Here is a 26,015-nt window from a genome sequence, read left to right as displayed (position 1 = left end):
GAACGCAGGATTGTCAAGCAGTTGCAACAAACTGTACACTAGCCTCTCTCGCATAGGCGTGAGTGAGGATTGGGCAGAATGCATCCCGGCTCAACCACGGTTGCATTTTGGATGTCACAGCATGAAACTGGTTGGGCCACTGGCAGCTTGATCCGACGCTCCGAATTGATCCCAAACCGGCCTCATACATTGGTGCCCGCCGCACGATCGGCACGGCGCCGAGCATGAAGCTTCTACGCACCGCGGCACAGTGGACCCTCCAGGCAACCCTGGAGGCGATCTATCCGTGTCGGTGTCAGGCTTGCCACGCGCGACATCAGGACGGTGCATTATGCGGCGCTTGCCGGTCTGCAATTCAACCGCTGCCGCCAGGCCTGTGTGAAACGTGTGGCGGGGATACGGGCGGGACATCAATCCGCTGCGTGCAATGCCGGAGCGCGAGGTCGCCCATCGATCACAGCCACGCGGTAGGCTGCTATGAGGGTCCGCTTCGCGAGGCTATTCACCGCCTCAAGTACGGAGGACGGACGGCACTTGCCGGGCCGCTGGGCACGATGCTTGCCGACGCGGTCATCGCGGGTCGCAAAGGCGACGGGCAGCCTGCCGACGCGATCGTCCCCGTTCCGCTGCACTGGTGGCGTGCGCGGATGAGGGGGTTTAATCAGAGCCACCTGCTGGCAGAAGCAGCGTCGGAAAGGCTGGGCATATCGATTGCCCACCGCGCCCTGCGGCGCATTCGCTATACCCCACCGCAGATTCAACTGGCATCCGCGGACCGCGAGGTCAATGTGCAGGGTGCGTTTGCCGCCGGAGAGGTGACCGCTCTAACGGGCAAGCATGTTCTGATCGTCGACGATGTTATGACGACTATGGCTACAGTAACAGAGTGTGCACGCGTTTTGCGCGCTTGCGGCGTCCAGACGATAACCGTTGCTGCCGTTGCGCGGGCGACGCGCGGCTAGCCGATTCTCCAATCCGCGTCCGGCTATTCGGCCATCTGCAGCTCGCGGCGTGGCTGCCGACCGATGCCGGCGCGCAAGCCGAGGTAGAGCGGTATCGCCAGTACGGCGTTGAGAGCAGCAGCGCCGGCAGCATGCCCCACATATTGGGTGACGCCAGCCTGTGGCGAGATCACAAACGCCAGCAACGAAGCGGCCAGGCATGCAAGTAGCGTCAGTGGCGCCGCAAGCAAAGCGTTGTCACGGAAAACGCGACGCTCCATCCAGCCGACTCCGGCGGCGGCCACTGTAGTGCTGACGATGATGGCGCCCACTCCGCCTGCAGGTGGTGAGGAGATCGCGGCTAGTATAAGACCGCAGCTGAATCCGGTCGCAGCCGCACCCGTCATATCACAAAAGATGCTGATCCCGATCGCGGTAGCCGTGAGGAAGTTTGCCTGTACGCCAGCTACCTGCCAGCGCGACGCGAAGTTGGCCTGAAGACATGCGGCCACCACTACGGCGAAACAGAGTGTCGCTTTTCGCCGGAGATTCGGCGACACGCCGCCATCCGGCACTTGCGTCAAACGCTTGGATTGGGACCTATTGACGAACATAGACCTCGTCCAGGCTCTGCAAGTCCACAGCGCCGTGAATCGTGGCCGTCTTCTCGGCGGACCCCGTATTCGTGCGCACCGAAACCACAGTACCAATAGTAATCCCGGGTGGAAAGACACCACCGATGCCGGATGTTACGATCGTATCGCCGGCCTTGATGTCGGCGTCCAACGGCAGAAAGGTCAATTGCAAAATTCCTGTGCTGGACCCGCGCACGACGCCGATCGCATTGGAATCTGCGCGCTGCACCCGCGCTCCAACTGCGGAGTTGGCGTCGGATAGCAGCAGCACCGAGGCGGTTTGCGGTCCGGCGTCGAAGATACGGCCAACGAGACCGTTGCCTGTAACGACAATAGCGTCTGAATGAACGCCTGAGGTTGAACCCCGGTCAATCAGCAGTGTGTCGTAATCCGGATCGGGTCGCAGCGCAATCACGTCGGCGCCGATCAAGCGGAATGGCGCGCGCTGCACGAATCCCAGATCGGCGCGCAGGCGACTGTTTTCCTGTGCCTGCTGCACCAGTTCGGCATTCTGCATTCGCAGGTCTCCGACGACAGCTTCCAAACGACGATTCTGTGCGGCCAGCGAGCGGCCACGGAAAAGCCATCCGATATTCCGGCTGAACCAGCTGCCGGTAGCATGGCTGGCCATCAAGACCGGCTTAGCGACGCTGCGCACAGCGTCGCCGGTAATGTCTGGCTTGTGGTGTGCGACGGCGTGGTTGTGCCAAACGCCCGCCAGAGTCCCAAGGAAAACGAAGAGCAGGAGTGGTGCGGCGCGCCGCCAGGGGCTTCGGGTCGTTCGGTTCATCCGCTTCTCGGCATTCCTGCCGTCGTACTCTGCTAAGCGCTGTCAGTGACTAAGACGACTGCCCCTTTAGAGACTTTCGCAGTTGCGGGTTACGGTCCAGCTCTTCCAGCACCTGCCCGGTTCCGTTGACCACACAAGAAAGTGGATCGTTGGCAATGTGAACCGGCATCGAGGTTTCACGGGCAATCAGTTTGTCGATGCCCTGCAGCAGCGCGCCCCCTCCGGCCAGCACGATCCCGCGTTCGAACACATCGGAAGCCAGTTCCGGCGGCGTCGTCTCCAGCGTTACCTTCACAGCTTCGACAATGGCGTTCAGAGGTTCCTGGATTGCATCCCGCACCTCCGTGCTGGTGATTGTAGCGCTGCGCGGCAAACCGGAGATGAGATCGCGACCGCGCACCTGCATCGAGCGCTCGTTTCCGTCGTCAAATGCAGAGCCCACCTGAAACTTTGCATCCTCCGCCGTACGGTCTCCGATATAGAGATTGTAGGTTCGCCGCACGTAACTGGTAATTGACTCGTCAACCTCGTCCCCGGCAATGCGGATCGATTTGCTGGTGACGACACCATCCATCGATATTACCGCGACCTCCGTCGTTCCGCCACCGATATCTACAATCATGGAGCCGATCGGTTCGTTCACCGGGAGGCCGGCGCCAATTGAAGCAGCCATCGGCTCTTCGATAAGAAACGCCTCTTTTGCCCCAGCCTTCTTGGCGGCCTCTTTAACGGCGCGCATCTCTACCTCGGTCACGCCGCTTGGCACTCCAACCACAACCCGAGGCGCCACCAACATGGCGCGGCGATGCACTTTTTCAATGAAGTGGCGAATCATCCGCTCCGTCTGGTCAAAATCGGCGATAACGCCGTCTTTCAGCGGGCGCACGGCCACAATATTACCGGGCGTGCGGCCCAACATCCGCTTCGCCTCTTCGCCGACTGCCAAGACTTTGCGCGTATCGCGATCAATGGCCACAACGGACGGCTCGCGGAGAAGAATCCCCTTGCCCCGCACATACACCAGTGTGTTTGCGGTACCAAGATCAATTCCCATATCACGCGAAATGCGGCCCAAGAGGCCGCGAAGGAAATTCATGCGGTAGCCAACTCTCCAACAAACGACGGGAACCGAATTATATCACAAGTGAGGCGCGCCACGACGACAACGGCGTGCCTGCAGCGCCGGAATCCTCTCCCCCCGTCATATGCTCGTATAAGGTAAAGTATCGCACCAGCAGGCGCGGGGCGCGCCACGATTGCAGGCACGTCCGAAAAAGAGGCGGGACTCAACATGAAGCTTCTGGGCATATTCACCAAGCAGAAAGCTATGCCGTACGGCGCCTTCAGGGATCATGTGCGGCTTACCGTGCGAAGGCGACTTCCCGGTTCAAAGATAGAACCCAGCGACACGGGATTCGTACTCACCGTGGATGGCACGGCGCAAGCGTGCAACCTGCGCCAGCTTTATGCGGAGTACAGCCGGAATCCCGGTGACCGTGACGCAATTGTGGATGCCTGGATGCACACGTTGATCACGCGGCCACCAGACCACAGTTGGTCCGAAGCCAGAACGCTGCTCCGGCCCATGCTAAAGCCGAACGACGCGATCGTGCAGGCCTCGGAGTCGATGGCGAAAACCGGCGACAACCTTCCGTTTGAACCGTTCATCGGGCAGCTTGGCGTAATTGTCATGCGCGAGATTACCGGCACGCTCATCGCCGTAACTCAACTACAGCTTGAGTCCTGGGATGTCTCCTTTGAAACGGCGCTGGCAGAGGCCATGAGCAACATGAATATGATGAGCTTTCCCAACGTGACGCGAGAGCTCTATACCGGCGGAGCATCGAAGCATGCTACGGGCAGCGAGGTGGTTGGGCTTGTTTTTGAAGGTGACCACATGACGGCGACCTGGGGCTTGATGGAGCGGTTTCGCGACCACATCGGTATGAGGCTCGAGGGCGATTTTGTTTTTGCCATTCCCAACCGCAATCGGATGGTAGCGGTACGGGCAGATGAACCGGGCCTGATCGCCTCGGTTCAGGGATCAAATCGAAACTTCAAGCAGTTGCCGTACGCTCTCACTTCGGACCTGTTCTACGTGAATATCAACACTACCGGCGGCCAGGTTACCGTGTATAACCCGCAGGGTGATGGCGTCACTCTGGATAAGCAGTCGGTGTTCGCGCCGCAGGCTCCAACACGCGTCGCGGCGCCGGCTGCGGCAGCCGAACCAACTGGTCCGCGTGACCTGAACAGTTGGTATGGTATGACCGAGCCAACCGGTACCGACAGCGAAGTGGGTGGACGTCGCCCTGCCCGCTGACCTCGACGCCGGCAACTACCTGCAGCGGCTCATTGAGGGCCCGCCACTCGAACGGAGTGATGCCCGTGCTCTCGCCGGCCTGCTCATGGATGGCGGCGCAACCGCAAGCCAGATTGGCGGCCTGCTGACGGCGCTGCGGGTAAGTGGCGAGTCACCACAGATCGCAGCCGGCTTTGTGGACGCGATGCGTCAGCGAGCGGTAACCATCCGCCCGCATCGACAGCCGCTGCTGGATACATGTGGAACCGGCGGCGCGAAGTGCCGCGTGTTCAACGTTTCAACATGTGCTGCGCTGGTGGCGGCCGCTGCCGGCGCCACCGTCGCGAAGCACGGCAATCGGGCCGCAACGGGCATTTGCGGCAGCGCGGATGTGTTGGAAGCACTGGGCGTAAACATACAGATGGCGCCCGGTGACACCGCTAGTTGTATCGATGCAATCGGCATCGGCTTTCTTTTTGCACCGGCCTACCACCCGGCAACCAGGGCCGTAGCCGGGCCGCGCCGGGAGCTTGGCATCCGCACGATCTTCAATCTGATTGGCCCGCTAACGAACCCCGCGGGCGCTTCACTGCAGTTGATGGGTGTATACGATTCGTCGCTTTGTGGGTTGGCGATTGCAGCGTTAAAAGAGTTGGGCATCGATAGAGCCATCGTTGTTCACGGAGAAGATGGGCTGGACGAGATATCTTCATTCGGTCCTACCCAGGTTCATGAACTACGCGATGGCGATATCCGGCAGTACACACTAACGCGCGAGGCGCTGGCACTTGCGGGGTCGCCACCGCCGCTGCAGTTGCTGGCGCCGGCGAGGTCGGCCGAAGAGAATGCTCAGATCGTTCAGAAGGTGCTGCAGATGGGAGCAGCTCCGACACCGGCCGTAGCGGCACAGCGGGAACTGGTGGCCGTAAACGCCGCAGCGTGCTTGCGCCTCTGCGACCTGGCTTCCTCATGGCCCGAAGCCACGGAGGCCGCCATGGCCGTTATGGAGTCGGGTGCAGCCTGGGAGAAACTGGAACAGTTAGCAGCGTTCGGCCGTGTGCACAAGGCAGATAGCGACGTGCCGTGACAATCCTGGACAAGATCCTGGCGACAAAGCGGGAAGAGATCGCGGCCGGTATGGCTCTGAAGTCGGAAAGTGTGCTGCTGGACGAGTTGGCAGCTCAGCCCGATGCGCGGCCGTTTGCTGACGCTCTCAAGGCTGGCGCGCCGGTGGGAGTGATTGCGGAGATCAAGAAGGCATCGCCTTCGGCCGGCATTATCCGGCACCGTTTCCAACCGGTTGAGATCGCACTAGGCTATGCCGCGGCCGGAGCAGCCTGCATCTCGGTACTGACGGACGAACAGTACTTCGGAGGAAAGCTCGCAACCATCGCGGCGGTTCGCCGCTGCACAGCCTGCCCGATCCTGCGCAAAGACTTCATCGTTCACCCGTGGCAGGTAGCCGAGAGCCGGGCCGCGGGCGCCGATGCCATCCTGTTGATCGCAGCCGCGCTGCAGCAGAATGAGCTGGACCTGCTCCTGGAGCGAGCGCAACAGCTTGGGATGGCGGCCCTGGTGGAGGTCCACTCCGTCGCGGAGGCCACCGTGGCGCTGGCATCCGGCGCGGAGATGATTGGAATCAACAACCGGAATCTCGCAACCTTCGAAACCCGCCTCGAGACCACGGAAGAGATCACTGCCGCCCTGCCACAACTGCGGGAGCGAATGCTGGTAAGTGAGAGCGGGATACGAACGGCGGAAGACATCCAGCGAGTTGCAGCGGCCGGCGCGCGCGCCGTGCTGGTGGGCGAGGCACTGATGCGCGCACCCGATCCGGGTGCAGCGCTGCAGAAGTTGACGGACGTACTGAGAAGCTGACGGCGGGTCGATGGCGGCTGCTGGATGGCGGCTCCGTCAGATGGGCCTAATCCATGCCGAACCGCTGCATCCATTTGAGCAGTCGAGCCGGAATTGGGTACTGGAGGTTCCACAGAATGCTTATCGGACGGCTGCCCTCGTGCTTTGCGTAAGTCGCCGGTCCGAGCCAGACAAACGGCGCCGTTTTATCGGCGGTTTTCTCTCGCTCCCTGACGAACAGTTGGACCGCGTATCCTGGTTCACAGCCAGTATAACGCGCGCCGGTCCGCGAAGTGATGGACGTGGTGCTCTGGCTTTGCCAGTGAAACAGTGTGGAGCTGAGCGCATAGTCCTCGTACATGGTGGAGGCCGAATGGCGGGCTTCCGACTTGCAGATCGTTACAAACAGGATATCGGTATGGCGCTCGCTATGATAAAGTACTCCCTCACGGAACTGCCGCCTTCTGGCTAGCGTGTGCTCGCCCAGTCCGGCCAGCACTTCATCGCGCGAGTACGCCGCGTGCAGCTCAAACGGCAGCTTCGGATCCGGATGGATCGAGAGACTTTTCACCGATTGAAGCTGATAATCGAAGAGGTTATCCAACTCCTCCAGCATCGCCGGCTTCTGTCGCAGACTCCGGACCGTTCGAGTCAACAGCTCGGCCTCACTGGTGTCCTGCTCCCCTCCAGCCATGGGCAGCGGATCGCCCCACAACGCATAGTGCATCATCCGCACATACGGAGCCGCTTCTTCCGGTACGCCATCGTCGCGAGCCAGAACGCCACGCAAAGCGCGTAACTGGCGCACGCCGCTGATGTGGTCGATGCGTCGCAAGCCCTTTGTCAATCTACTGGTGTCGGGGTCGACCGGCCAGGCTGCGCCGCTGGCCTCAGCACATAACTGTGCGTAACTCACATTTCGCCGGTAGATGTCATCTGGGCAAAGGTTGTTTGTGTGCAGGAACTTGGCGTAGGGCTGGTGCGATCCCTTATCCTCCCAGTGCTCGCGCACTGCAGCCTGCATTGTCTGAAGAGATTGGCGGATCGCGGCTTTAATGTTGGCCGCGATGTGATCGCGCGCCACCGGCTCCAGATCGATCGCACAGCCCGCGGGCAGGTGCGGGAACTGGAGATCCATCTCCGCCGTCAGCGAATCGGCCGGCGCCGTCAGCAGCGCGGCAAACCGCCGGTCGTAGCGGAACCTGGTATGCTGCTGACCAACGAAATCCAATACGGTAAGCGACTCCTTGCCTGAGCAGAGCCGCAATCCGCGCCCAAGCTGCTGCAAAAAGATGGTAAGGCTTTCGGTTGGCCGCAGAAAGAGCACGGTGTCCACGTCGGGAATATCTACGCCCTCATTGTAAACATCCACCGTAAAAACATACCGAACGCTTCCAGCAGAGAGCTCACGCCGGATCTGATCTCGCTCTGCGGCCGGTGTCTCACCGGTCAACACACGCGCTTCGACGCCAGCCTCCTGAAACGAATCGGCCATTAGCTTTGCATGTTTTACTCCCACGCAAAAGCCGATGCCCCGAACGGTATCCGGGTTCACGACTCTCCGTTTCACAGCATCCATCACCAGCGCCGCTCGCTCCCGGTTGGCCTCCAGCGCATCCGCCAGGTCGGTGACGGAGTATCCGCCGCGCACCCACTTCAACCGTGAGTAGTTCACACAGTCGGTGATGCCGAAGTAGTTGAACGGAGCAAGCAGGCCGCGATTGATAGCATCCGGGAGGCGCAATTCGGCACTGATTTCACCGTTGAACCAACGCCGCACGTCCCGTAGGTCGGCGCGCTCCGGTGTTGCCGTAAGGCCAAGAAGCTCCACGGCGCCCATTCGTTCCAACAGGCACACGTATGACGGTGCCTCCGCGTGGTGAAACTCATCCACCACAACGTACTCCCACCCACCCTGCAGCAACGGGTCATTACTATCTTTCATCCAGGAACTCCACTGCTGGATCGAGACGAAGATATGATCCCAACGCCTGGGTATTGAGCCACCGAGGGCAAGTTCGCCAAAGTTCTGGTCGCGCAACACCTGCCGGAACGTTTGAAGCGCCTGCTCGAGGATCTCTTTGCGATGGGCTACGAACATCATCCGGGGCCACCGGTTCTGTGCACCGGCAAACGCCTTGTAGTCGAATGCCGCGATAATAGTTTTACCGGTGCCTGTGGCTGCCACGACCAGATGGCGATTGCGGCCGAGTTCCTTCCTCTCTACCTGGATGCGATCCAGAATCTCCTGCTGAAAGGGATATGGCCGAATATCAAAGAGATGCTGCGCGCTTCCTTCGGCATGAGCACGCTGTTGCGCCACTGCTTCGCGGAGCGTATCACCATCGCAGTTTGCGTCGTATTCCTCAAACTCCACGCCCTCCCAAAGCGTGTCGAAGCTTGCGGTCACCTTCTCCCACAGGTACGGCAATTCGTTCTGGCTGAGTTTGACCACCCATTCCAGGCCGCCGGCTAGAGCCGAGGTCGACACGTTGGCTGAGCCGACCCAAGCCGAGCCAAAGTGGGTTTTGCGGTGAAATACCCAAGCCTTCGCATGGTGCCGCGTGCTGTCGACCTGGTACGAGACCCTGATCTGAATACCTTTCAGTTTTGCCAGCCGGGCAACGGCTTCCGGGTCCGTAGCGCCCATGTAGCTGGTTGTGAGCACGCGAATGGCCGCTCCGCGTTTGGCAGCCTGGTCAAGCGCAGAGTAGAGCGCGTTGACGCCGCTCGACTTTATGAATGAGCAGAGCAGGTCCACACGGTCGGCGGACATCATTTCCAGCTTCAGTTCGGAGAGCAGATTGGGTTCACCGCGAGAGGTGAAGAGCGCTGCATGGCGAAGCTCGGTAACGGGACGGGGCGTTGGCTGGAATACTTGTCCCGGGTTCACTTCAGCTACTTCGCGCAACAACTTCGGACTCGATGGGATCTCTGCGTCCACGTCACTGGCGTCACCGGTAAGCAGCTGAAGCAGCCGATTGCACAATCGGGCTTGCGCCGCGGCGTCGCTGGCGTCGCGCTTGAGGCGATCGGCGAGTCTGCGCGAAACGTACGCGGCCAGTACCACGTGCCTTTCGCCAGCATCCAAATCCGGCCAGTCGGCGTCGCGCCCGTCTGGCAGCGCGACAATGGCCGCCTCCAACAGGGTGTCGACCAGTTCATCGTACAGGCCCAGCTCTAGTTTGTCGCGCGGCATTACCGCCATGTTCGCAACCAAAGCGCGGCGTTCCTGCCCGACCGGAGATCCGCGCGCAGGTTCCGGTGCACGATATGGGGAATAGTCGCAGCGATGCAAGCCCACCGGACCCGGATCAAGATCTGTGGAATCACGAATCTGTCGGACGCACAAGCTGCCGTTGACGCAGGCGCCGACGCGTTGGGTTTCATTCTGGTTTCTGGATCGCCACGGTGCGTGCTGGAGAATGATAATGCGCTCCAGGTCGCTGCGGACTTACCGCCGTTTGTCGCGCGCGTTGCTGTGTGCCGTGATGCCGCGGACGTACCAGTCCATCGATTTCCCCAGTTTGATACGCTTCAAACCTATTCGGAGACCTTTGCCGAATCACAGCGCGCGGGCCGCCGCCTCATACTGGCGCTGCGTGTACGGCACGAAACTACCGTTGAGGAGATCACCGCGAACCTTCAGCGTGGCAACGTAACGGAGACGATGATCGCCGATCCCGAGGGCGACTTTGTGATACAGCCGGCGCAGCCGGGCCATATTCAGCCGGAAGCGTTACTGCTGGACTCTTGGGACACCGGCAAACTGGGAGGAACCGGTAAGGTTATGGACTGGGCGCTTGCCGCACTAGTGCGCAAAGCCGTGTCCGTGCCGTTGATACTGGCGGGTGGATTGAACCCTGAAAACGTGCTGACTGCAGTTTGCACGGTACGACCGTTCGCCGTGGATGTCTCGTCGGGCGTGGAGCATCGTCCCGGCATCAAGGATCACGAGAAGCTGCGCGCTTTTGTGCGCGCGGTGCGAGCCGCAGATCAAACCTGAACCCTAACGCTAAGAAGAGGAACGCTATGCGCGCAGAAATCGGCACTACTCAATCCGCCCTGGCAGCGGTCGTCACCCTTATCGCCATCGGTGGGCCGGCCTCGCCCGCCGCTGCGCAGAGTGCTCCACGCTCCAGAATCGATGCCGACGTCGCGCAGATTGCACGGTCGATTCGGCCCGCATCCATCCGGCGCGACATCGAAACGCTGGTGAGCTTCGGCACTCGGAACACCATGAGCGCGCAGAACGACCCGAAGTTTGGAATAGGCGCCGCTTCGCGCTGGATCTACGCAAGGTTCCGCGCGGCTGCGCGTTTGGCGCATGGACGGATGAGCGTCGAGATGGTGCGATTTATCCAGCCGCAAGGACCGCGTATTCCGGAGCCAACGCCCCTGACAGACGTCGTTGCGATCCTGCATGGCGACGATGAAGGTCTGAACGATCGGGCGTATGTAATGAGCGGGCATTACGACTCAATCTGCAGCAACCCGGTTGATTCCATCACGACCGCGCCCGGCGCGGACGACGACGGCTCTGGCGTTGCCGCCACTCTGGAGTCGGCGATGGCGCTGGCGCCATACCACTTTCGTGCCACCATCGTTTTTGAGTGCGTTGCCGGCGAGGAGCAGGGCCTATACGGATCTGCATACATGGCGCACCGGTTCAAGCTGGCTGGGGCTCGTATCGACGGAGTGTTGAACAACGACATCATCGGTGGAGATCCCATCTATGCAAACGGTCCCTGGATGCGAACCGTACGGTTGTTTGCGGAAGGTATAGCGAGCCGCCTTACCCCGCGCCAGCTAGCCATACTCCGGTATGCAGGGGCTGAAAGCGACTCGCCTGCGCGCGAATTGGCGCGCTGGATAGCAGAAACCGCGAACGTATACGTACCGTCACCAAGGGTGCAGTTGATCTTTCGCACGGATCGCTACTTGCGCAGCGGAGACCAGGTCTCGTACCTGGATCAAGGCTTTCCGGCGGTGCGGTTCACCGAATCGCACGAGAACTTTCATCACCAACACCAGACGCCCCGGATAGAGAATGGCGTGCAGTACGGCGATCTGCCTCAGTTTGTAAACTGGAGATACGCGGCCCGCGTAGCGCGAATCAACGCAGTATCCATCGCGGGCCTGGCGCGAGCGCCTGCGGCGCCGGCGGCGGCGTGGGTGGTAGCGCGATCGCTCACAAACGATACGACCCTCCGGTGGCAGCCGTCGCGTAGTAGCAACGCGACGGGTTATGAGGTAATCTGGCGCGAGACAACTTCTCCTACGTGGACCCATGCGCGCTGGGCAGGTTCCGCCACCAGCTTTACGCTCCGCGGCATATCCAAAGACGATTTTCTATTCGGGGTACGCGCCGTTTCGCCGCACGGTCGCAGAAGCCCGGTCACATTTGCGATGCCGGGTCGGTAGCGCCAGGGCCGGCGTTCAGCGTGGCCGCCTGACACGCACCGGTGTGTTGCCGGGGCTTGAGCGGATTAATGCGCGACTTAACTTCACGTGAAACCGCCAGCCTGATGATAGCCCTGGGAACCGTAACGGTGGTTACCGCTGTTGGTAGTTGGTCGCGGCTTCACGAACCGCAGACCGTGGTGACAATCCGGCGCGGTCAGGCGTCGCAAAGTGGTACTTCGAGTTCCGACCCCGTGGCACGAGCCGTGCTTGGCGTGAGAAGCAGCGGTGCCGCGAACCGCTCTGTACCGCCTCCACCGATCGCCCCGGTCCCGGGGCCGACTCCCGGCGGCAAAAGCGCAAAACTCCAACCCGGGAGCACCGTAAAGATCCCGGTGAATACGGCTACGGCCAGCGCTCTGATGGAGCTTCCCGGCGTCGGCCCGGTTATGGCCGGACGGATCATGTCGTGGCGCCGGACGCACGGAGCGTTTCGCTCGCTGCAGGAGCTGCGGCACATCAAGGGCATTGGACCGAAGCGTTTGAAACGCATTGCACCGTTTGTAACGATACCATAGCTGAATTATTTCGCTGGTTTCACGCTCGCGCGCAAGCGCGCGTAACTGTGCCGCGAAAGGAGACTTCATGATCGCGAACTTCCGAGCGCGCCTGGGTGCAAGCACACACCTTGTGGGCGCACTCGCCGTCATCCTTGCGGCATCCAGGTCGGTATCAGCGCAAACGCCGTTCGCCGGCGACCTGCTTACCCCGGCCCAGCCATCAAAGGTGATCGGCGCTGGCTGGCCGGCCCTTTCGCCCCACGGGCACCGGCTGGTCTTTACGTACCTCGGCGACCTCTGGGAGGCGTCGGTCTCCGGCGGTCGGGCGCACCGCCTCACCGTGAATGAGGCCTTGGACGCATCGGCGCACTGGTCACCAGACGGTAAGTGGATTGCATTCACCAGTCTTCGCACCGGTAACGCAGATGTCTTCATCATTCCCGCTCAGGGCGGCGAGCCGAGGCAGGTTACGTTCAACAGTGCCAATGACTGGGTCAACGACTGGTCACGCGATGGCAATTCGCTTCTGTTCTACTCGATTCGGGATACCCATACCTGGGCACTATGGCAGATCAACCTCCACACGATGGCGCTCAAGCAGTTGACGCACGACGAGGAGCCGCTGCGGTTTGGCCAGTACTCGCCGGATGGCACGCAAATTGCCTACACACGCTCCGGCCAGCCCTGGTTCCGACCGTGGTACAAGGGCAGCGTGGCCGCGCAAACGCTGGTGCAGAACGTGGCAAATGGCCAGGCGCGCACGGTGATGCCCAACAGTTATCAGGAGTTCTGGCCGCTGTGGTCGGCCCACGGACGTGCACTGTATATCACCACAATCGCCGGCGGCAGCCATACACCCAACCTGTGGCGGGTGGGCGTAGAAGGCGGCAAGCCGACGCCAATAACGCACTACACATCCGACGCCGTGCGTTGGCCAACGATTTCTGGAGACGGCAGCCTGCTTGCGTACCTGTACGCCGGCGAGATATACACGTGCCGACCGGATGGCTCCGACGCCCACAAGGTGGTACTCACCGCGCCAACTGACGACACCGTGAACAACCAGTCGCCGATGAAGCTATCGGCAGGAGTGGACGAGTCGGAACCTTCTCCGGACGGGAAGCAGTTGGCAGTGGTGTTGAAGGCCGACATCTGGCTGATGAAGGCCGGGGGTGGGCAGGCGCGCAATCTCACCAGCAATCCCGCTACCGATAACGACATCAACTGGTCACCGGACGGCAAGCAGATCGTCTTCATCTCAGACCGCGGAAATCAACCAGACATCTATCTGATGGACGTTGCAACGGGCAAGCTGACTCGCCTTACCGACGATACCGACACCGAGTCTGGGCCGGCTTTTTCGCCGGATGGCAAATGGATATCTTTCGCGAAATCGGGCAAACAGGATGGACTGTATGTCATTCCTGCTGCAGGTGGGCCAGAGCGACAACTGGCCCGTGGTAACGGAAACAACGAGTTTGGAACGGGTATCAGTTCACAGAACTGGTCCGCAGACAGCCAATGGATCGCATACAGTCGAGCCGACCGATACGACACCACCGATGTCTGGGTCGTCCCCGCTGTAGGTGGCACCCCGATCAACGTTACGCAGTACCCCGGTTTCAACTTCGATCCACAGTTCTCGCGTGATGGACGCAGCCTGTTCTTTGTTGCGAGTCGCGGTGGGCCGCCGACGTTGTACGAGCTGCCGCTGCAGGCGCCGGGCACGCATGCCACAGCCGGTGCGCCGCCGGGGCATGCCGTGCCAGTGCGAATTGACTTCACCGACATCAAGGATCGTGCCCATCCGTTTGCGCCGATGCTCGCTCCGGTGGACGAATTCGCTGTGAGTCCAGACGGCCAGAAACTGATCGTCCATGCGCATAATGCTTTTTGGGCGGTACCGCTCAACGGTGGGCCACCCACTAACCTCACACCTGGGGGCATGGGCGGCTCAAACATACGCGTCGCAGCGGATGGGTCTCACTTCTTCTTCATAGGCGACGGTGGCTCGCCAAAGGTGATGGGCGCCGGTGGCGGCCCGGTTACCACCATTCCGTTTGATGCCGAGTATATCTTCGATCGCCGCCTGCAGTACCGGCAGGCGTTCAATGAGTTCTACCGGCGGTTTGGCCAGGCGTTTTACGATCCTGGCATGAACGGCCTGAACTGGGCCGCCGCGCGAGCCCGGTATGAACCGCAAATCGCCGGCGTGGCTACACCGATGGAGTTCGCAAACCTGCTATCCGAGCTGGTTGGTGAAGTCAACTCCTCGCACTCCGAAATCGGACCCGCCGGCGGTGCAAGCGGCCCGCAGACGGCCAGCTTAGGCATGCGTTTCGACCAAACGTGGCGTGGACCCGGCCTCAAGGTGACGAGCATCGTGCCGAACGGTCCAGCAGACAAGCCCGAGACCGGCATCAAGGTAGGCGATTACGTGATGCAGATTAATGGCGTCGGCGTTTCATTCAACGAGAAGTACTTCCTCACACTTCAGGATGAGGCCGGTAAACCGGTCAAGCTGCTGGTGAATAATACGCCCGACATCAAAGATGGAAGAACCGTAACGGTTAAGCCGGTCAGCGCCGCCGATATCGGAAACCTGGAGTATCAGGCCCGCGTGAAGCGCAACCGCGCGATCGTAGATAAAGCGTCTGGCGGACGGTTGGCATATATGCACATCCGTGGAATGGATCCGCCGTCACTCCAGCAGTTCGACCGCGACCTGTGGAGCTACGCGGTCCGTAAGGATGGACTTGTCCTGGACATTCGTGAAAACGGCGGCGGCAACACGCACGACGCGCTGCTGAGCGCACTCTCGCGGCGTGTCTACGCATATAACCGGATGCGTGATGGCGAGCTCGAGACGCAGCCGACGCGGGCGTGGACCAAGCCGATTGTGCTCCTGATCGACCAGAACTCATACAGCGACGCGGAGATCTTTCCGGCCGGATTCCGGGCGCTCAAGCTCGGCAAGATCGTGGGTGTCACCACTCCCGGATACGTCATCGGCACGTATGAGGGAACGCTAGTGGATGGCACGCACTTCCGGATGCCAACAGTTGGCTGGTTTACCAAGAATGGTCGGAACATGGAGAACCTGGGTATCCGGCCCGACGTGCCGGTAGAGAATACGCTTCAGGACATTCATCGCCGTTACGACGCGCAGCTGAACACGGCGATAGCGGTCTGCCTGAAAGAGGTTGCCGATGCCGCGGCCAAGCGGGCAAAATCTCACCCGCCGGTTATGGAGCCATAAAACTTCGCCACCCGCCCATCCAGCGCCGCAGGGTTCAGAAACGATCGCATCGATTCTGGTGCGGCGACCACCGCCGGATCACCTCCGGCAACAAAGCGCCGGTTGGGATGATGTTTAAGGATATCCAGCCAGAATGTTATTCCGTATGGACCTTCGACCGTCTGGATACGCGGAAGCCTCATCGCGTTAAAGCGCCGGCTGAACGGCGATGGCGCCGGGCCGGCGCCGACGAGAAGGCACGAGCGATTGGCATAAGAAACACTCGCCGACGAGCCGGATTCGATGAGTGCGCGATTGTGCGGCGCTATGCCATAAGGCAGCGCAACGCTGTCAACACGCACGCCAGGAGCCAGGCGACTGAGTTGAGCCACACACCCAGCGAATTCGGACTCAACTGCCGCATCCGTAAGCCTGCTGAGGTGCGGATGTGTCACGGTGTGGTTGCCGATCTGGCAGCCCAACGCCAACAGTTGCTGCAGCTTGCGCGCAGATTGATCCGGAGGTCCGAAGGCTCTTGCCGGCAGCACGTAGAAAGTAGCATGGGCGGGAAAGTCTGGATGGGTTCGTGCAAAATCCTGCATAATTCCGATTGCGCAGTTGGGGTCGATACCGCCATCCGGAGCGAACCGGAACTGCGACTCGCGAGCATCATCAAATGTGATGGCAACGGGGCTGGCTCCCGCGGCCAGGTTCGGGCAGCCGGCAAGCATTTCATCGATGGTTACCGGCCGGTATCCTTCCGTATACAGGCGAAGGAGGTCAGCCCGAAACTGGCTTACCGTTCGTCCCCATCTACCGCCGGCACCAACCTCGTGGTACTCCAGAATGGGAATAACGCCGAGTTCATTCACCTTGAATCGCGCCAAATCCGCGGTAGAGAGCGTGGATGCCGCCGCATGTGCTGAAGGTCGGAGTACCGGATGGCTGGCCGGTTGCCCGCAGCCGGCGAGCAGCGCGAGAGCAAAGGCTGCCGCAACGCGCCACAATGAACGGAGCGTTTGAAAGCGTGTCATCGTGTCCTGAGTCGATATCTGGGCGGGCGCTATGCGCTAAGGAGATTTGATTATGGCTGATAAGCTACGGATGGGCGTTATTGGCGTCGGCGGGATGGGTTCAGGGCACTGCAGCATGATTCCGGCGATTCCGGAGCTGGAGCTGACCGCCGTTTGCGACATCGACGAGGCGACCCGCCTCGCCGTATCCGCCAAGCACAGCGTACCTTCATTCGATAGACATACTGCCTTGTTGGATAGCGGCCTGGTCGATGCTGTATTGATCGCCACGCCTCACTACTTCCATGCTCCCATCGCAGTGGACGCCTTTTCCCGTGGACTGCACGTTCTCAGCGAGAAGCCGGTCGCGGTTACCGTCGGCGCCGCTGACGAAATGGCTTCAGCGGCTCGGGCCGCCAATCGGGCGTTTGGCGTGATGTACCAGATGCGCAGTGAGCCACAATACCTCGCTGCCAGGAAAATCGTCGAATCCGGCGCGGTCGGAGATATCTACCGTACCAGTTGCGTGATGGGTTGGTATCGGAGCCAGGCGTACTACAACTCCGGCGGCTGGCGGGCAACATGGCGGGGCGAAGGTGGCGGAGTTCTGATCAATCAGGCGCCCCACTTGCTGGACGCGTTTACATGGCTTGGCGGACTTCCCGCCCGCGTTACGGGTCAAACCCGGACACGCCTCCACGACATCGAGGTGGAGGATGAGGCGTTTGCGGTTCTTGAGTACCCGAACGGCGCGCACGGTTATCTGTACGCAAGCACCACAGAGACGCCCGACACGATGCGTATCGAGATATGCGGCGACGTCGGCAAATTGGTCATCTCGCACTCGGAGTTGAAATTCAGTACGGTAGATAAGCCGATACGCGAATTCACGTTCGAGAACCAGGCGATGTGGGCCGGGCCAGGCACAAAGCTGGTTGATGTACCACAGCCAAAGTTCAGCGACCTCTCGGGACATGCGGCGATTACACAGAACTTTGCCAGACACATTCTCTTTGGCGACACGCTGCTGGCGCCGGGATACGACGGACTGAACGCAGTGGAACTGTTCAACAGCATCATTCTCAGCGGCAAATCCGGAGAAACTGTTTCGGTTCCCGTGGACCGGGCGCGCTATGATGCCCTCATCGCCGATCTTCAAGCCGGATCCCGCGAGAAGCAATCTGCGACGCAGCTCCGGGAAACGGATCCAAAGTTTGCCTGACTATGGCGATCATGGCTTGGCATCGGGAGTTCTGCCGCGAGAGTGGATATTGGAAGCGTTTACGCGCGGCATCATCACGGCCGAAGATCCGCTTGCAGACGAACAGGTTCAGCCCAACAGCCTCGACCTCCGCCTGTCTCGCTCGGGCTATCGCGTGCAGTGCAGCTTTCTGCCGGGTCCGGAGGGCCTCGTCTCCAAGCTGGACCGGTTTCGCTGGTACGACTTACCGATACCGGCGGATGGCGCTGTGCTCGAGCGGAATCAGGTCTACCTGTTTCCCCTCATGGAGAGCGTAGCGCTCCCGGAAGAGGTCTCAGGTCGCGGGAATCCCAAGAGTACAATCGGCCGGCTGGATATCTTCACGCGCCTGGTCACCGAGTATGGGGATGCGTTTGACGCCACACCGGCGGGATATCGCGGTCGCCTTTACCTGGAGGTGGTACCGCGCTCATTTGCAGTACGCGTACGCCCCGGTGACCTGTTGGCGCAAATCCGCTTTCAACGCGGTGAGCCGCTGCTAACCGACGGTGATACTGCGGAGGCGCTGGATCAGCAGCCGATCATCATTCACCGACGTGGCGATGCAATGCATGCCGCCGACCTGCGTGTAGCTTCCGGCATATTTCTTTCGGTGCACCTCACCGATTCCAGAGACATCACAATTGGTTACCGAGCGCGCAAAAACACGCCACCGATCGATCTGCGTGCTCCCGGCACTCTTTCGGTCCGTCGCCACTGGGAGCGACTCTATTCTCAATCCAGCGCGCCGATGATACTCCAGCCCGACGAGTTCTACATCTTCTCGTCGCAAGAACTGGTCCGCATACCTCCGGCATTCTGTGCGGAGATGGTGCCATTTGATGCCGGCAGCGGCGAGCTTCGGACCCATTACGCCGGCTTTTTCGATTCCGGATTTGGCTATGCGCCGAACGGCGATCCCGCAACAAGCGCCGCAGCCGTGGTGCTGGAAATACGGAACCGTGACGTGCCGTTTCTCCTCGAGGAAGGGCATCCACTGTTCCGTGTCACGCTTTTGCGCAATACGGCGCTGCCCGGTATCGTATACGGCGCCGGCAGCGGCTCCAGCTACCAGGGGCAGCGTCTCCGGCTCAGCAAGCAGTTTCGCTCCACGGACGACGACGACGCGCCCGGTCAGGGACGTCTGGACTTTGCTGGATGACGGTCAATCTCTTTTGTCGGCGCATGTACCGGAAGCATGGCAGGCGCGGTCGTGCGCGTTAAGAGCCTCTACCTGGCCGGCTTCAAGAGCTTTGTCGACCGCACCGACCTCGTCTTCGACCCGGGTGTTACGGCGATCGTTGGGCCCAACGGGAGCGGCAAATCGAATATCGTGGATGCATTCCTTTGGGTACTCGGAGAGCAGAATCCGCGACGCATTCGCGCAGCCACCACGGCCGACCTGATCTTCGCGGGATCGGCCAAGCGCCGACAAACCGGGATGGCTGAGGTGCGCCTGACGATCGACAACGAGGACCAATCGCTGCCGATTGGTTTCGCCGAGGTTGCGATCGCCCGTCGTGTGTACCGATCCGGAGAGAGTCAGTTCCTCATCAACGGCGCGCCCGCACGGTTACGGGACCTGGCAGACCTGTTCCTCGACACCGGTGCCGGTCGCGGCGCCTACTCCATCGTCAGCCAGACCGAGATCGATGCGGTGCTCTCCTACGATGGTGACCAGCGGAAGGCGCTCTTCGAAGAAGCCGCGGGAATAAAGAAGTACCGAACACGCAAACGCGAAGCGCTCAGAAAGCTGGAAACCGCTGAAGCAAACCTGACCCGTATAACCGACATCCTGCTGGAGATTTCGGTGCAGGTTGAGGCCCTGCGAGATCAGGCGGCCCGCGCGAAACTCTACGAGGAGTTAGTCGACCAGCTGCGCACCAATGAGGTCGGAATGCTGGCGGCTGAACTGCTCAGGGCATCGTCGGACCTGGAGAACACGCGCCACGAGTATGAGGAGGCGCGGCAAACGCTTCGAGCCGCCGAGGTGGAGGCGGCGAGGGTGAAACAGCAGTCGGCCAGCAACGACCAACTGCTGCGAGAGGCCGAATCTGCTGCCGAACAGGCTGCCAACCAATACCACGCCGGCCGAGCTGAACTCGCACGCCTCACGTCGGAGCTGACGCTTTGCACGGAGCGCGGCACTGGCCGCGCCAATGAACATGCGCGCCTGCAACGCGACGAGGCAGAACTGGCGGTGCTGGCGACCGCTGCCGAAGCCCGCATTCGCGGTGTGACGGAGGCCACGGAGGCGGGGAGCGCCGAGCTTGTAGGGCTGCGTGACCAGGAAGCGGTTATCGCCGAGGAGCTAAAGCAGACGGAGTCGGCTGTGCAGAGCCTGCTTGCTGCGCAGGCACGGGCACGCGCACTGCGCGAAGAAGCGTTGCGCATGGCCGCAGCACGCGCCGAGCGCCTCACATCCGCACGCAAGCGCCTCGTCGAGTTGCGCGATGAGATCGATTCCGCTGGCAAAACGCTGGAACGCACGGCGGCCGCGCTGGCCTCGACGTCAGCCCGACGCGATGCTGCGGCGGAGCGCGTAACGTTTCTTGAACGGGAGATTGCCGCAAACGCTCAGGCCGTTGAGGCGGCCGCAGCCGAACGGGACCGGTGCGCTGTACGTGTGACCGCGGCCGAGGAAGCGCTGGATGAGGTCCGCAGGTGTTCGGCCACCGCAGCCGCCCGTGCTGCCGCGCTCAACGACCTTGAACGCCGGCACGAAGGCTATTATCAGGGCGTAAAGTCCGTGTTGCTCGCCGTTGAAGAAGGCACACTTACAGGACACTACCGTACCGTTGCCGACGTGCTGCAGGCGCCGGAGTCGCTGCGGATCGCCGTGGAAGTAGCACTCGGCAGCGCAGCGCAGGACCTTATTACCAATACCGAGGCGGAAGCTGCGGCCGCAATCAACTGGCTGAAGACCACAGGGCGCGGACGAGCGACGTTTCTGCCACTGCCTCTCATGCGCCCGCCGGACAGATGCAGCAGCTCGGAGACGCTTGGGTCGCGCGCGGAACTGCTGGCGGATTGCGTGCAGACCGATGCGCGGTATCAACCGGCGATCGACCTGCTACTGAATCGCGCGCTCGTTGTATCCAACCTCGAAGACGCGATGGATGTGTCGCAATATGCTACGGGGTGGAGCAAAATCGTAACGCAAGCCGGCGAGTTGTTAACCCGTGGCGGCGCGGTTACGGGAGGGTCACTGCAAGGGCGCGGTACACACCTGATTGGCCGGCGCGGTGAGTTGAACGACCTGCAGCGGGCACTGCCGAAACTGGCCGCGCAGGAAGCCGGGGCCACACAGGTGCTTCGCACGGTGCAAGCGGAGCTGGCCGCCGCGGCTGTGGTGCTGGGCGCCGCAGAGAATGACCTTGCCGCCACTCGAACCGCGCTTCAGTTCACAGAATCGGCCCGCGCCGAGGCGGAGTCACAAGCAGAAGCGTTTGTCCGAAGCGACGGCGAGGCGCACTTGCGCCACCAGAGGTTACAGAGCCAGGCCGATGAGCTTGAGAAGTCAGTAATCGACCTGCAAACTGAAGCGACAGCGACGGAGAATAACTCCGACGATGCCGAGGGGTTTGCCGTTTCAGAGGCCAGTGACGCGCGTGACAGGGCACGCAGGCAGCTGGCTTCCATACACGCTCGCGTCGCACTTGTGGAAGAGCGACTCGGCGCAGCCAGGCGTGAGATGAGCGATGCCTCGACTACGCTCGCTAACGTTCGCGCGCGGGAGCAGCAGCGTGCACGTGAGGCAAGCGGTGTCGCAGCCCGGTCAGCCGAACTGGCCAAAGCCGCGGCAGAACTAACCATTCTGGAGCAAGCCGCGAGCGAGTCTTTTGCGCGCGCGCAACAGTCCCTTGAATTGGCGACAGAGCGGCGCGATACCCTGCGCCAAAACAACGCCGACTCCCTTTCCTCCACCGAAAGCGCACTCGCGACGGTGGCTTCCGCAGAACGCGCACTCCACGGCATCGAGATGCGGGCAGCAAGAATTGAGGCTCAGCAAGCTCAAGCTATCGCACGGCTGCGCGAGGAGTACGGCATCGACCCCGATACCGCGCTGCAATCAGATCAAGCAGGCGCCATCGACCGGGCAACTACCGCAGAGGTCTCAAGACTGCGACGGGAGATCCGAGCCATGGGCCTGGTAAACACCGGGGCTATCGAGGAGTTCAATCGCCTTGAGGAGAGGCGGACTTTTCTGGAATCGCAGCGAGTCGATCTTGAATCCGGACGTGACTCGGTGCGTGCCACAATTTCGGAGATCGACCGCACCACGGCCGGCGTGTTCGAAGAGACCGTGACCGCGGTGCAGGCGGAATTCCAGCGACTGTTCCAGCGCCTTTTTGATGGCGGCAGCGCACAGATCGTCCGGGTTGGCGGGGACCCTGCCGAACCGAACATTGAGATTACGGTTACGCCGCCCGGCAAGAAGGTGCAACCACTGGAGGCGCTCTCAGGCGGCGAACGTGCCCTCACCGCTGCCGCGCTACTCTTCGCGCTTCACGCGGTTCGGCCAAGTCCGTTTGTGATCCTGGACGAGGTCGATGCGCCACTGGACGGAGCCAACGTGGAAAAGTACGTTGCGCTGGTAGAAGAGTTCAGTCGGCGCTCACAGATCATCGCCATCACGCACAATCCTACGACCATGGAGAAAGCACCGGCGTGGCATGGCGTTACGATGCGCGAGCCCGGTGTGAGCTCGGTTATCTCTTACCAGCCGGCGCTATTGGCCACCAAATGATCGCGATGACACCGTTTTAGACGGGCGTTTTGCCGACCACGAAGGATGCGGCAAAACGCCCGATAGGTGCTACCACAACCGGTGCAGCTAAGGCGTAGCCGGAGGTGTGTTTGGGGGCAAACCAGCATCCCGCTCGATCCCGACGTTGGCAGGCACGAACAGGTACACGCGCGATCCGACTTTCTCATGATCGCCGTCGAGCGCGTAGGTAACGCCGAGCAGGAAGTCCAGTACACGCTCGGCCATCTGCGGGGATGCATTCTCGAGGTTGATCAGCTGCTGCTCGCCCTTGATCAGGCCATCGGCAGCAGGTTTGGCATCGTCGTACACGCGCACATGGCGGCGCACGGCGATACGGTTATGGCGTAGAGTCTTCAGCTCAAGCTCTGGGCCAGGCTCGGTAACCACCTCCGGGGCGGGCGGGGTTTCCGCTGCCTCGTCGGTGGCAAACTGTGGGCCAAAGATCAACTCTGCGAACTTCTGCGCGGCGTTCCGCCTTGTAGCTCCGTCATTCCGAACCGGTTCAGCAGTCATTTATTGCCTCCCGCGCGCCATATTGGCTCTTCATAGATGATGTTGCTCCGGTCGTTAAATCGCCTGCCGGCGATACTATCCGGCTCTCTCCGCAACGGTCGCGTCACGGGCGCCGAATATGGCTGTTCCCACGCGTATATGCGTGGCGCCCTCTTCTATCGCGATCTCATAGTCGGAGCTCATGCCCATGGATAGGGCAGCAGGCTCTCGCCATGCGATTCGCTTCCACACCTCAAACAGCGTCCGATACGCCTCTCGCGCATCTTCGGGCCGCTCCGAAGCTTGTGGTATGGCCATCATGCCGTGCAGCCTCACGCCATCGAGCGCACGGACCTGCCTCACCGCAGCTTCCACATCCTCGACGGGCACACCATGCTTCGCCGGGTCTGGGTCCAACCGCACCTGCAGCAACACCGGCAGGGCCTTTCCCGCTGCTGCGCTGCGGGCCGCCAGTTTGGCTGCTATCTCAGGTGAGTCGATGCTCTGCACACAGTCGAATCCAACTGCCACACCGCGCGCCTTGTTGCGCTGGACGTGCCCGATAAAGTGCCAGTTGGGTCTGGCTCCGGCAGCTGCTACTGCCGCGATCTTAGGCTCAGCTTCTTGAAGGTAGTTCTCTCCGAAGTCGTTAACTCCTGCAGCGACTGCCTGCAGGATGCGCTCTGCGGAAGCGCTTTTACTAACTGCGACCAGTACGAGTCCTTCGGCATCACGACCCGCACGCCGGGCCGCCGCTCGCATCCTTTGACGAACCAGCGACACCGCATCGTGAACAGCCGCCGCGCCGCCTAGCAAGGCGTCACACGAACCCGTGGCGCGTTGCCCGCTCGCATGTTAACAGTTTAACAGAAATACAGAAAGTTTATAATGCCACAAGCAACTTTCTGCATGGAATCGTTGGTCCGGCTGCACCCGATTAGCCAACACTACTGGTTTTTAGCGGCATATGGCTAACGACCCGGTGTAGCCTGGTTCAGCGCCGGCGATCGCGGCATACCCAAACCGGGCTGCTGGCCGGATTCCACCTGCCATACGGATCCGCTATAGTGCATACGCATGGGAACTGACTTGTGAATACTCTGGCCAAGCACCGTTACGCTAAATGCCACCGGAACAGTTGCCTCGTCGCCGTTAACCGTCGCCTTGCCTAATGAGAATGTAAGGCTGTCTGTCACCTGCTTCAACAGGGCCGGCGGAACCATGCCAATCGCCGCGCGGTGCTGCGCCTCATAGGCGGCCTCGGTAGGGAACTGCGCCTTATTCACAACAGAGTACTCGTACATTGTTGCGTAATCCTGCGTTTTGCTGGCTTGCAGGTACTTCATCGCATCCGCGGCCGGGTCGGGCCGCCTCATACGGAACCACCACCAGGCGCCCCCGGCCACGAGTATCGCCACACAAACCGATGCGATGATCGGCATCGGCGAGCCACCGCGAGCTGCATGCCGCTGTCGGGAACTACGGTTAGCGAATGCCGTCATGCGCGAGCCTCCATGATCGGTTGTGAGCATCGGCAGCTTGACTGCCGACCTAGCACACAAATCGGGTAATGATACCACGCACCGTCAATCCCATGACAGCCCGAGCACGCAAGAAACCGTATCCGGGCGCCCCGTATCGGCCTAGTTCATGCCAGTGGGATTCGCTGGGGAGGCGGTCATACCCAGCTGGCACTTACCAAGTACGACCTTCCAGTCGCCGGCGGCATCCTTCTTAAGCACGTCCTTGTCAATGTAGGTGGATGTGCCAGTTTGGTACAATTGCTCTCCTTGGGATGGGCTGCGGACTGTAACATGCGCGGTAATCTCCGCGATGGTGGGATTCTGGAGATTATCGTATTTCGGGTCACCAAGGTTGACGTTCTGAATGCGATCGGCGTACCCATGGGCCAACGGGCACTGCTGGTCGTATTCCTTCTCCGTGGCGTACTGCGCCTGAATCGATGGATCGAGCAAGGCGTACTGATCGTGCGCCTTTGAAGCCTTGATCGCGCCGTAGAATGCGGAAAGAGCATACGGCGCGGAGTGGCGATAGTTGATATACCAACGTACTGCGGCGATGATCCCCAACACAACCAGAATGTATATAACTACTTCCGACGGCTTGACGCCGGTGGTGACATCTCGCGACCTACGGGGGGAAAACGTTCTAGCCATTAGCCTTCATTCTCAATGCAATGCGGATTGGCGGAAAGAGAAACGGTCGCACAGCCGTGCGGAGCACGCCGGGCCCGTCTCAATTAGAGACGGGCCTCGGCGGTACACCAGCACAGAGTCGCAGCCGCCCGCTGGGCCGCCCTCACCGGCTTACCAAATCGAAGCTGCAGAGCGGGACTATTTGCGGGTCGCAGACTCCGGCGCGCGGAACGTGGCTACTTAGTCTTGTGATGCGCGCTCTTATGCTTCAGAGCGTGATGCTTTGCCGCCATCTTGTGACCCGCCATCGCCTTCATGTGGCAGCGCGCGCAGCAGTACATGGTTTTGCCATGCATCTTGACCGCGACCGGTGTCATCTTCGATTTGTGCATCGAAAGAGTCATGCCACACGCCGGGCACTTCATGCTCATCGTCTTGGCATGGTGCATCGTGTGCTTCATCACGTGATGCTTGGGCTTTTGCACCGGCGAGGCAAACGCCATGCTGATCGCCAGAATGGCAAGCGCCATTATGCTGCCAACGGTAGTGATAACTCGCTTCATAGTTGTTCCTCCTCGAACATGCGGTGAATTCAGGTTAGCGGCCCGTGCGCAAGA

At 60.9% G+C, this 26,015-nt stretch carries 21 protein-coding genes; 11 read left to right on the top strand and 10 right to left on the bottom strand.

The window, feature by feature from the left end; all coding sequences use genetic code 11:
- Positions 1–422: 422 nt before the first annotated feature.
- Positions 423–962, top strand: a complete 540-nt coding sequence (locus KGJ62_13475; GenBank protein MDE2127592.1) for a ComF family protein — start codon at positions 423–425, stop codon at positions 960–962.
- Positions 963–985: 23 nt separating this feature from the next.
- Here the strand turns inward: KGJ62_13475 and KGJ62_13470 are convergent, their stop codons facing one another.
- The 3 genes from KGJ62_13470 to KGJ62_13460 are packed head-to-tail and all read right to left on the bottom strand — an operon-like array spanning position 986 to position 3,462.
- Positions 986–1,501: a hypothetical protein gene (locus KGJ62_13470; protein MDE2127591.1), complete on the bottom strand. Its 516-nt coding sequence runs from the start codon at positions 1,499–1,501 to the stop codon at positions 986–988.
- Between the two features lie 40 nt (positions 1,502–1,541).
- The gene (gene mreC / locus KGJ62_13465) at positions 1,542–2,366 is read right to left on the bottom strand and encodes a rod shape-determining protein MreC (protein ID MDE2127590.1); all 825 of its coding nucleotides are present in this window, start codon (positions 2,364–2,366) and stop codon (positions 1,542–1,544) included.
- A gap of 49 nt (positions 2,367–2,415) precedes the next feature.
- Positions 2,416–3,462 carry a rod shape-determining protein gene (locus KGJ62_13460; GenBank protein MDE2127589.1) on the bottom strand — a complete coding sequence of 349 codons (1,047 nt, stop codon included), beginning with the start codon at positions 3,460–3,462 and terminating at the stop codon, positions 2,416–2,418.
- Between the two features lie 195 nt (positions 3,463–3,657).
- Between KGJ62_13460 and KGJ62_13455 the strand changes: the two genes are divergently transcribed.
- Genes KGJ62_13455 through trpC form a run of 3 tightly spaced genes read left to right on the top strand, consistent with a single transcriptional unit; the run spans position 3,658 to position 6,546 of the window.
- Complete coding sequence (locus tag KGJ62_13455) at positions 3,658–4,689, top strand: hypothetical protein (GenBank protein MDE2127588.1); 1,032 nt, start codon at positions 3,658–3,660, stop codon at positions 4,687–4,689.
- Positions 4,679–5,755, top strand: coding sequence for an anthranilate phosphoribosyltransferase (gene trpD, locus KGJ62_13450; protein MDE2127587.1), 1,077 nt, complete (start codon positions 4,679–4,681; stop codon positions 5,753–5,755). Before KGJ62_13455 ends, trpD begins: the two co-directional genes overlap by 11 nt.
- The gene (gene trpC, locus KGJ62_13445) at positions 5,752–6,546 is read left to right on the top strand and encodes an indole-3-glycerol phosphate synthase TrpC (protein MDE2127586.1); all 795 of its coding nucleotides are present in this window, start codon (positions 5,752–5,754) and stop codon (positions 6,544–6,546) included. The genes trpD and trpC overlap by 4 nt, the downstream gene beginning before the upstream one ends.
- A gap of 46 nt (positions 6,547–6,592) precedes the next feature.
- Here the strand turns inward: trpC and KGJ62_13440 are convergent, their stop codons facing one another.
- Positions 6,593–9,745, bottom strand: a complete 3,153-nt coding sequence (locus KGJ62_13440; GenBank protein ID MDE2127585.1) for a DUF3427 domain-containing protein — start codon at positions 9,743–9,745, stop codon at positions 6,593–6,595.
- Between the two features lie 72 nt (positions 9,746–9,817).
- Here KGJ62_13440 and KGJ62_13435 point away from each other — a divergent pair, with 72 nt between their 5' ends.
- The 4 genes from KGJ62_13435 (at position 9,818) to KGJ62_13420 (ending at position 15,747) form a co-directional block, all read left to right on the top strand.
- Entirely contained in the window at positions 9,818–10,531 is a 714-nt protein-coding gene (locus KGJ62_13435) for a phosphoribosylanthranilate isomerase (protein MDE2127584.1), read from the top strand.
- Positions 10,532–10,557: 26 nt separating this feature from the next.
- The gene (locus tag KGJ62_13430) at positions 10,558–11,949 is read left to right on the top strand and encodes a M28 family metallopeptidase (protein MDE2127583.1); all 1,392 of its coding nucleotides are present in this window, start codon (positions 10,558–10,560) and stop codon (positions 11,947–11,949) included.
- A gap of 68 nt (positions 11,950–12,017) precedes the next feature.
- Positions 12,018–12,506, top strand: a complete 489-nt coding sequence (locus tag KGJ62_13425) for a helix-hairpin-helix domain-containing protein (protein ID MDE2127582.1) — start codon at positions 12,018–12,020, stop codon at positions 12,504–12,506.
- A gap of 67 nt (positions 12,507–12,573) precedes the next feature.
- Positions 12,574–15,747, top strand: a complete 3,174-nt coding sequence (locus KGJ62_13420; protein MDE2127581.1) for a PD40 domain-containing protein — start codon at positions 12,574–12,576, stop codon at positions 15,745–15,747.
- On the opposite strand, the gene KGJ62_13415 is transcribed toward KGJ62_13420, so the two are convergent.
- Positions 15,723–16,760 (bottom strand): polysaccharide deacetylase family protein, encoded by a 1,038-nt coding sequence (locus tag KGJ62_13415; GenBank protein ID MDE2127580.1) that lies wholly within the window; start codon positions 16,758–16,760, stop codon positions 15,723–15,725. The genes KGJ62_13420 and KGJ62_13415 overlap by 25 nt on opposite strands.
- Positions 16,761–16,812: 52 nt before the next feature.
- Between KGJ62_13415 and KGJ62_13410 the strand changes: the two genes are divergently transcribed.
- From KGJ62_13410 to smc, 3 genes are read left to right on the top strand one after another with little or no spacing between them, the layout of a single operon-like run.
- The gene (locus tag KGJ62_13410) at positions 16,813–17,961 is read left to right on the top strand and encodes a Gfo/Idh/MocA family oxidoreductase (protein ID MDE2127579.1); all 1,149 of its coding nucleotides are present in this window, start codon (positions 16,813–16,815) and stop codon (positions 17,959–17,961) included.
- 16 nt (positions 17,962–17,977) lie between these two features.
- Positions 17,978–19,141: a 2'-deoxycytidine 5'-triphosphate deaminase gene (locus KGJ62_13405; protein ID MDE2127578.1), complete on the top strand. Its 1,164-nt coding sequence runs from the start codon at positions 17,978–17,980 to the stop codon at positions 19,139–19,141.
- A gap of 36 nt (positions 19,142–19,177) precedes the next feature.
- Positions 19,178–22,729, top strand: coding sequence for a chromosome segregation protein SMC (smc, locus tag KGJ62_13400; GenBank protein ID MDE2127577.1), 3,552 nt, complete (start codon positions 19,178–19,180; stop codon positions 22,727–22,729).
- 87 nt (positions 22,730–22,816) lie between these two features.
- Here smc and KGJ62_13395 read toward each other — a convergent pair whose 3' ends face one another.
- From KGJ62_13395 to KGJ62_13375, 5 genes are all read right to left on the bottom strand, one after another.
- On the bottom strand, positions 22,817–23,263 hold the full coding sequence (locus tag KGJ62_13395) for a cell division protein SepF (GenBank protein MDE2127576.1): 447 nt from the start codon (positions 23,261–23,263) through the stop codon (positions 22,817–22,819).
- A gap of 75 nt (positions 23,264–23,338) precedes the next feature.
- The gene (locus KGJ62_13390) at positions 23,339–24,004 is read right to left on the bottom strand and encodes a YggS family pyridoxal phosphate-dependent enzyme (protein MDE2127575.1); all 666 of its coding nucleotides are present in this window, start codon (positions 24,002–24,004) and stop codon (positions 23,339–23,341) included.
- A gap of 209 nt (positions 24,005–24,213) precedes the next feature.
- On the bottom strand, positions 24,214–24,744 hold the full coding sequence (locus KGJ62_13385) for a hypothetical protein (protein MDE2127574.1): 531 nt from the start codon (positions 24,742–24,744) through the stop codon (positions 24,214–24,216).
- A 141-nt stretch (positions 24,745–24,885) separates the two neighbouring features.
- Positions 24,886–25,419 (bottom strand): hypothetical protein, encoded by a 534-nt coding sequence (locus tag KGJ62_13380; GenBank protein ID MDE2127573.1) that lies wholly within the window; start codon positions 25,417–25,419, stop codon positions 24,886–24,888.
- A 215-nt stretch (positions 25,420–25,634) separates the two neighbouring features.
- Positions 25,635–25,961: a hypothetical protein gene (locus KGJ62_13375; protein ID MDE2127572.1), complete on the bottom strand. Its 327-nt coding sequence runs from the start codon at positions 25,959–25,961 to the stop codon at positions 25,635–25,637.
- Positions 25,962–26,015 lie beyond the last annotated feature (54 nt).

It is taken from the genome of Armatimonadota bacterium, from assembly GCA_028871815.1.
Classification (GTDB): Bacteria; Armatimonadota; Chthonomonadetes; order Chthonomonadales; family Chthonomonadaceae; genus REEB205.
Note: the sequence above shows the minus strand (reverse complement) of the source record. Positions and strands in the feature narration are given on the sequence as shown.

Bases quoted from the DNA above. Each gene is read 5' to 3' on its own strand.
- mreC (MDE2127590.1), bottom strand. From the start codon at position 2,366: ATGAACCGAACGACCCGAAGCCCCTGGCGGCGCGCCGCACCACTCCTG.
- KGJ62_13460 (MDE2127589.1), bottom strand. From the start codon at position 3,462: ATGAATTTCCTTCGCGGCCTCTTGGGCCGCATTTCGCGTGATATGGGA.
- KGJ62_13455 (MDE2127588.1), top strand. From the start codon at position 3,658: ATGAAGCTTCTGGGCATATTCACCAAGCAGAAAGCTATGCCGTACGGC.
- KGJ62_13435 (MDE2127584.1), top strand. From the start codon at position 9,818: ATGCAAGCCCACCGGACCCGGATCAAGATCTGTGGAATCACGAATCTG.
- KGJ62_13430 (MDE2127583.1), top strand. From the start codon at position 10,558: ATGCGCGCAGAAATCGGCACTACTCAATCCGCCCTGGCAGCGGTCGTC.
- KGJ62_13425 (MDE2127582.1), top strand. From the start codon at position 12,018: ATGCGCGACTTAACTTCACGTGAAACCGCCAGCCTGATGATAGCCCTG.
- KGJ62_13420 (MDE2127581.1), top strand. From the start codon at position 12,574: ATGATCGCGAACTTCCGAGCGCGCCTGGGTGCAAGCACACACCTTGTG.
- KGJ62_13415 (MDE2127580.1), bottom strand. From the start codon at position 16,760: ATGACACGCTTTCAAACGCTCCGTTCATTGTGGCGCGTTGCGGCAGCC.
- KGJ62_13410 (MDE2127579.1), top strand. From the start codon at position 16,813: ATGGCTGATAAGCTACGGATGGGCGTTATTGGCGTCGGCGGGATGGGT.
- smc (MDE2127577.1), top strand. From the start codon at position 19,178: ATGGCAGGCGCGGTCGTGCGCGTTAAGAGCCTCTACCTGGCCGGCTTC.
- KGJ62_13395 (MDE2127576.1), bottom strand. From the start codon at position 23,263: ATGACTGCTGAACCGGTTCGGAATGACGGAGCTACAAGGCGGAACGCC.
- KGJ62_13390 (MDE2127575.1), bottom strand. From the start codon at position 24,004: ATGCGAGCGGCGGCCCGGCGTGCGGGTCGTGATGCCGAAGGACTCGTA.
- KGJ62_13385 (MDE2127574.1), bottom strand. From the start codon at position 24,744: ATGACGGCATTCGCTAACCGTAGTTCCCGACAGCGGCATGCAGCTCGC.
- KGJ62_13380 (MDE2127573.1), bottom strand. From the start codon at position 25,419: ATGGCTAGAACGTTTTCCCCCCGTAGGTCGCGAGATGTCACCACCGGC.
- KGJ62_13375 (MDE2127572.1), bottom strand. From the start codon at position 25,961: ATGAAGCGAGTTATCACTACCGTTGGCAGCATAATGGCGCTTGCCATT.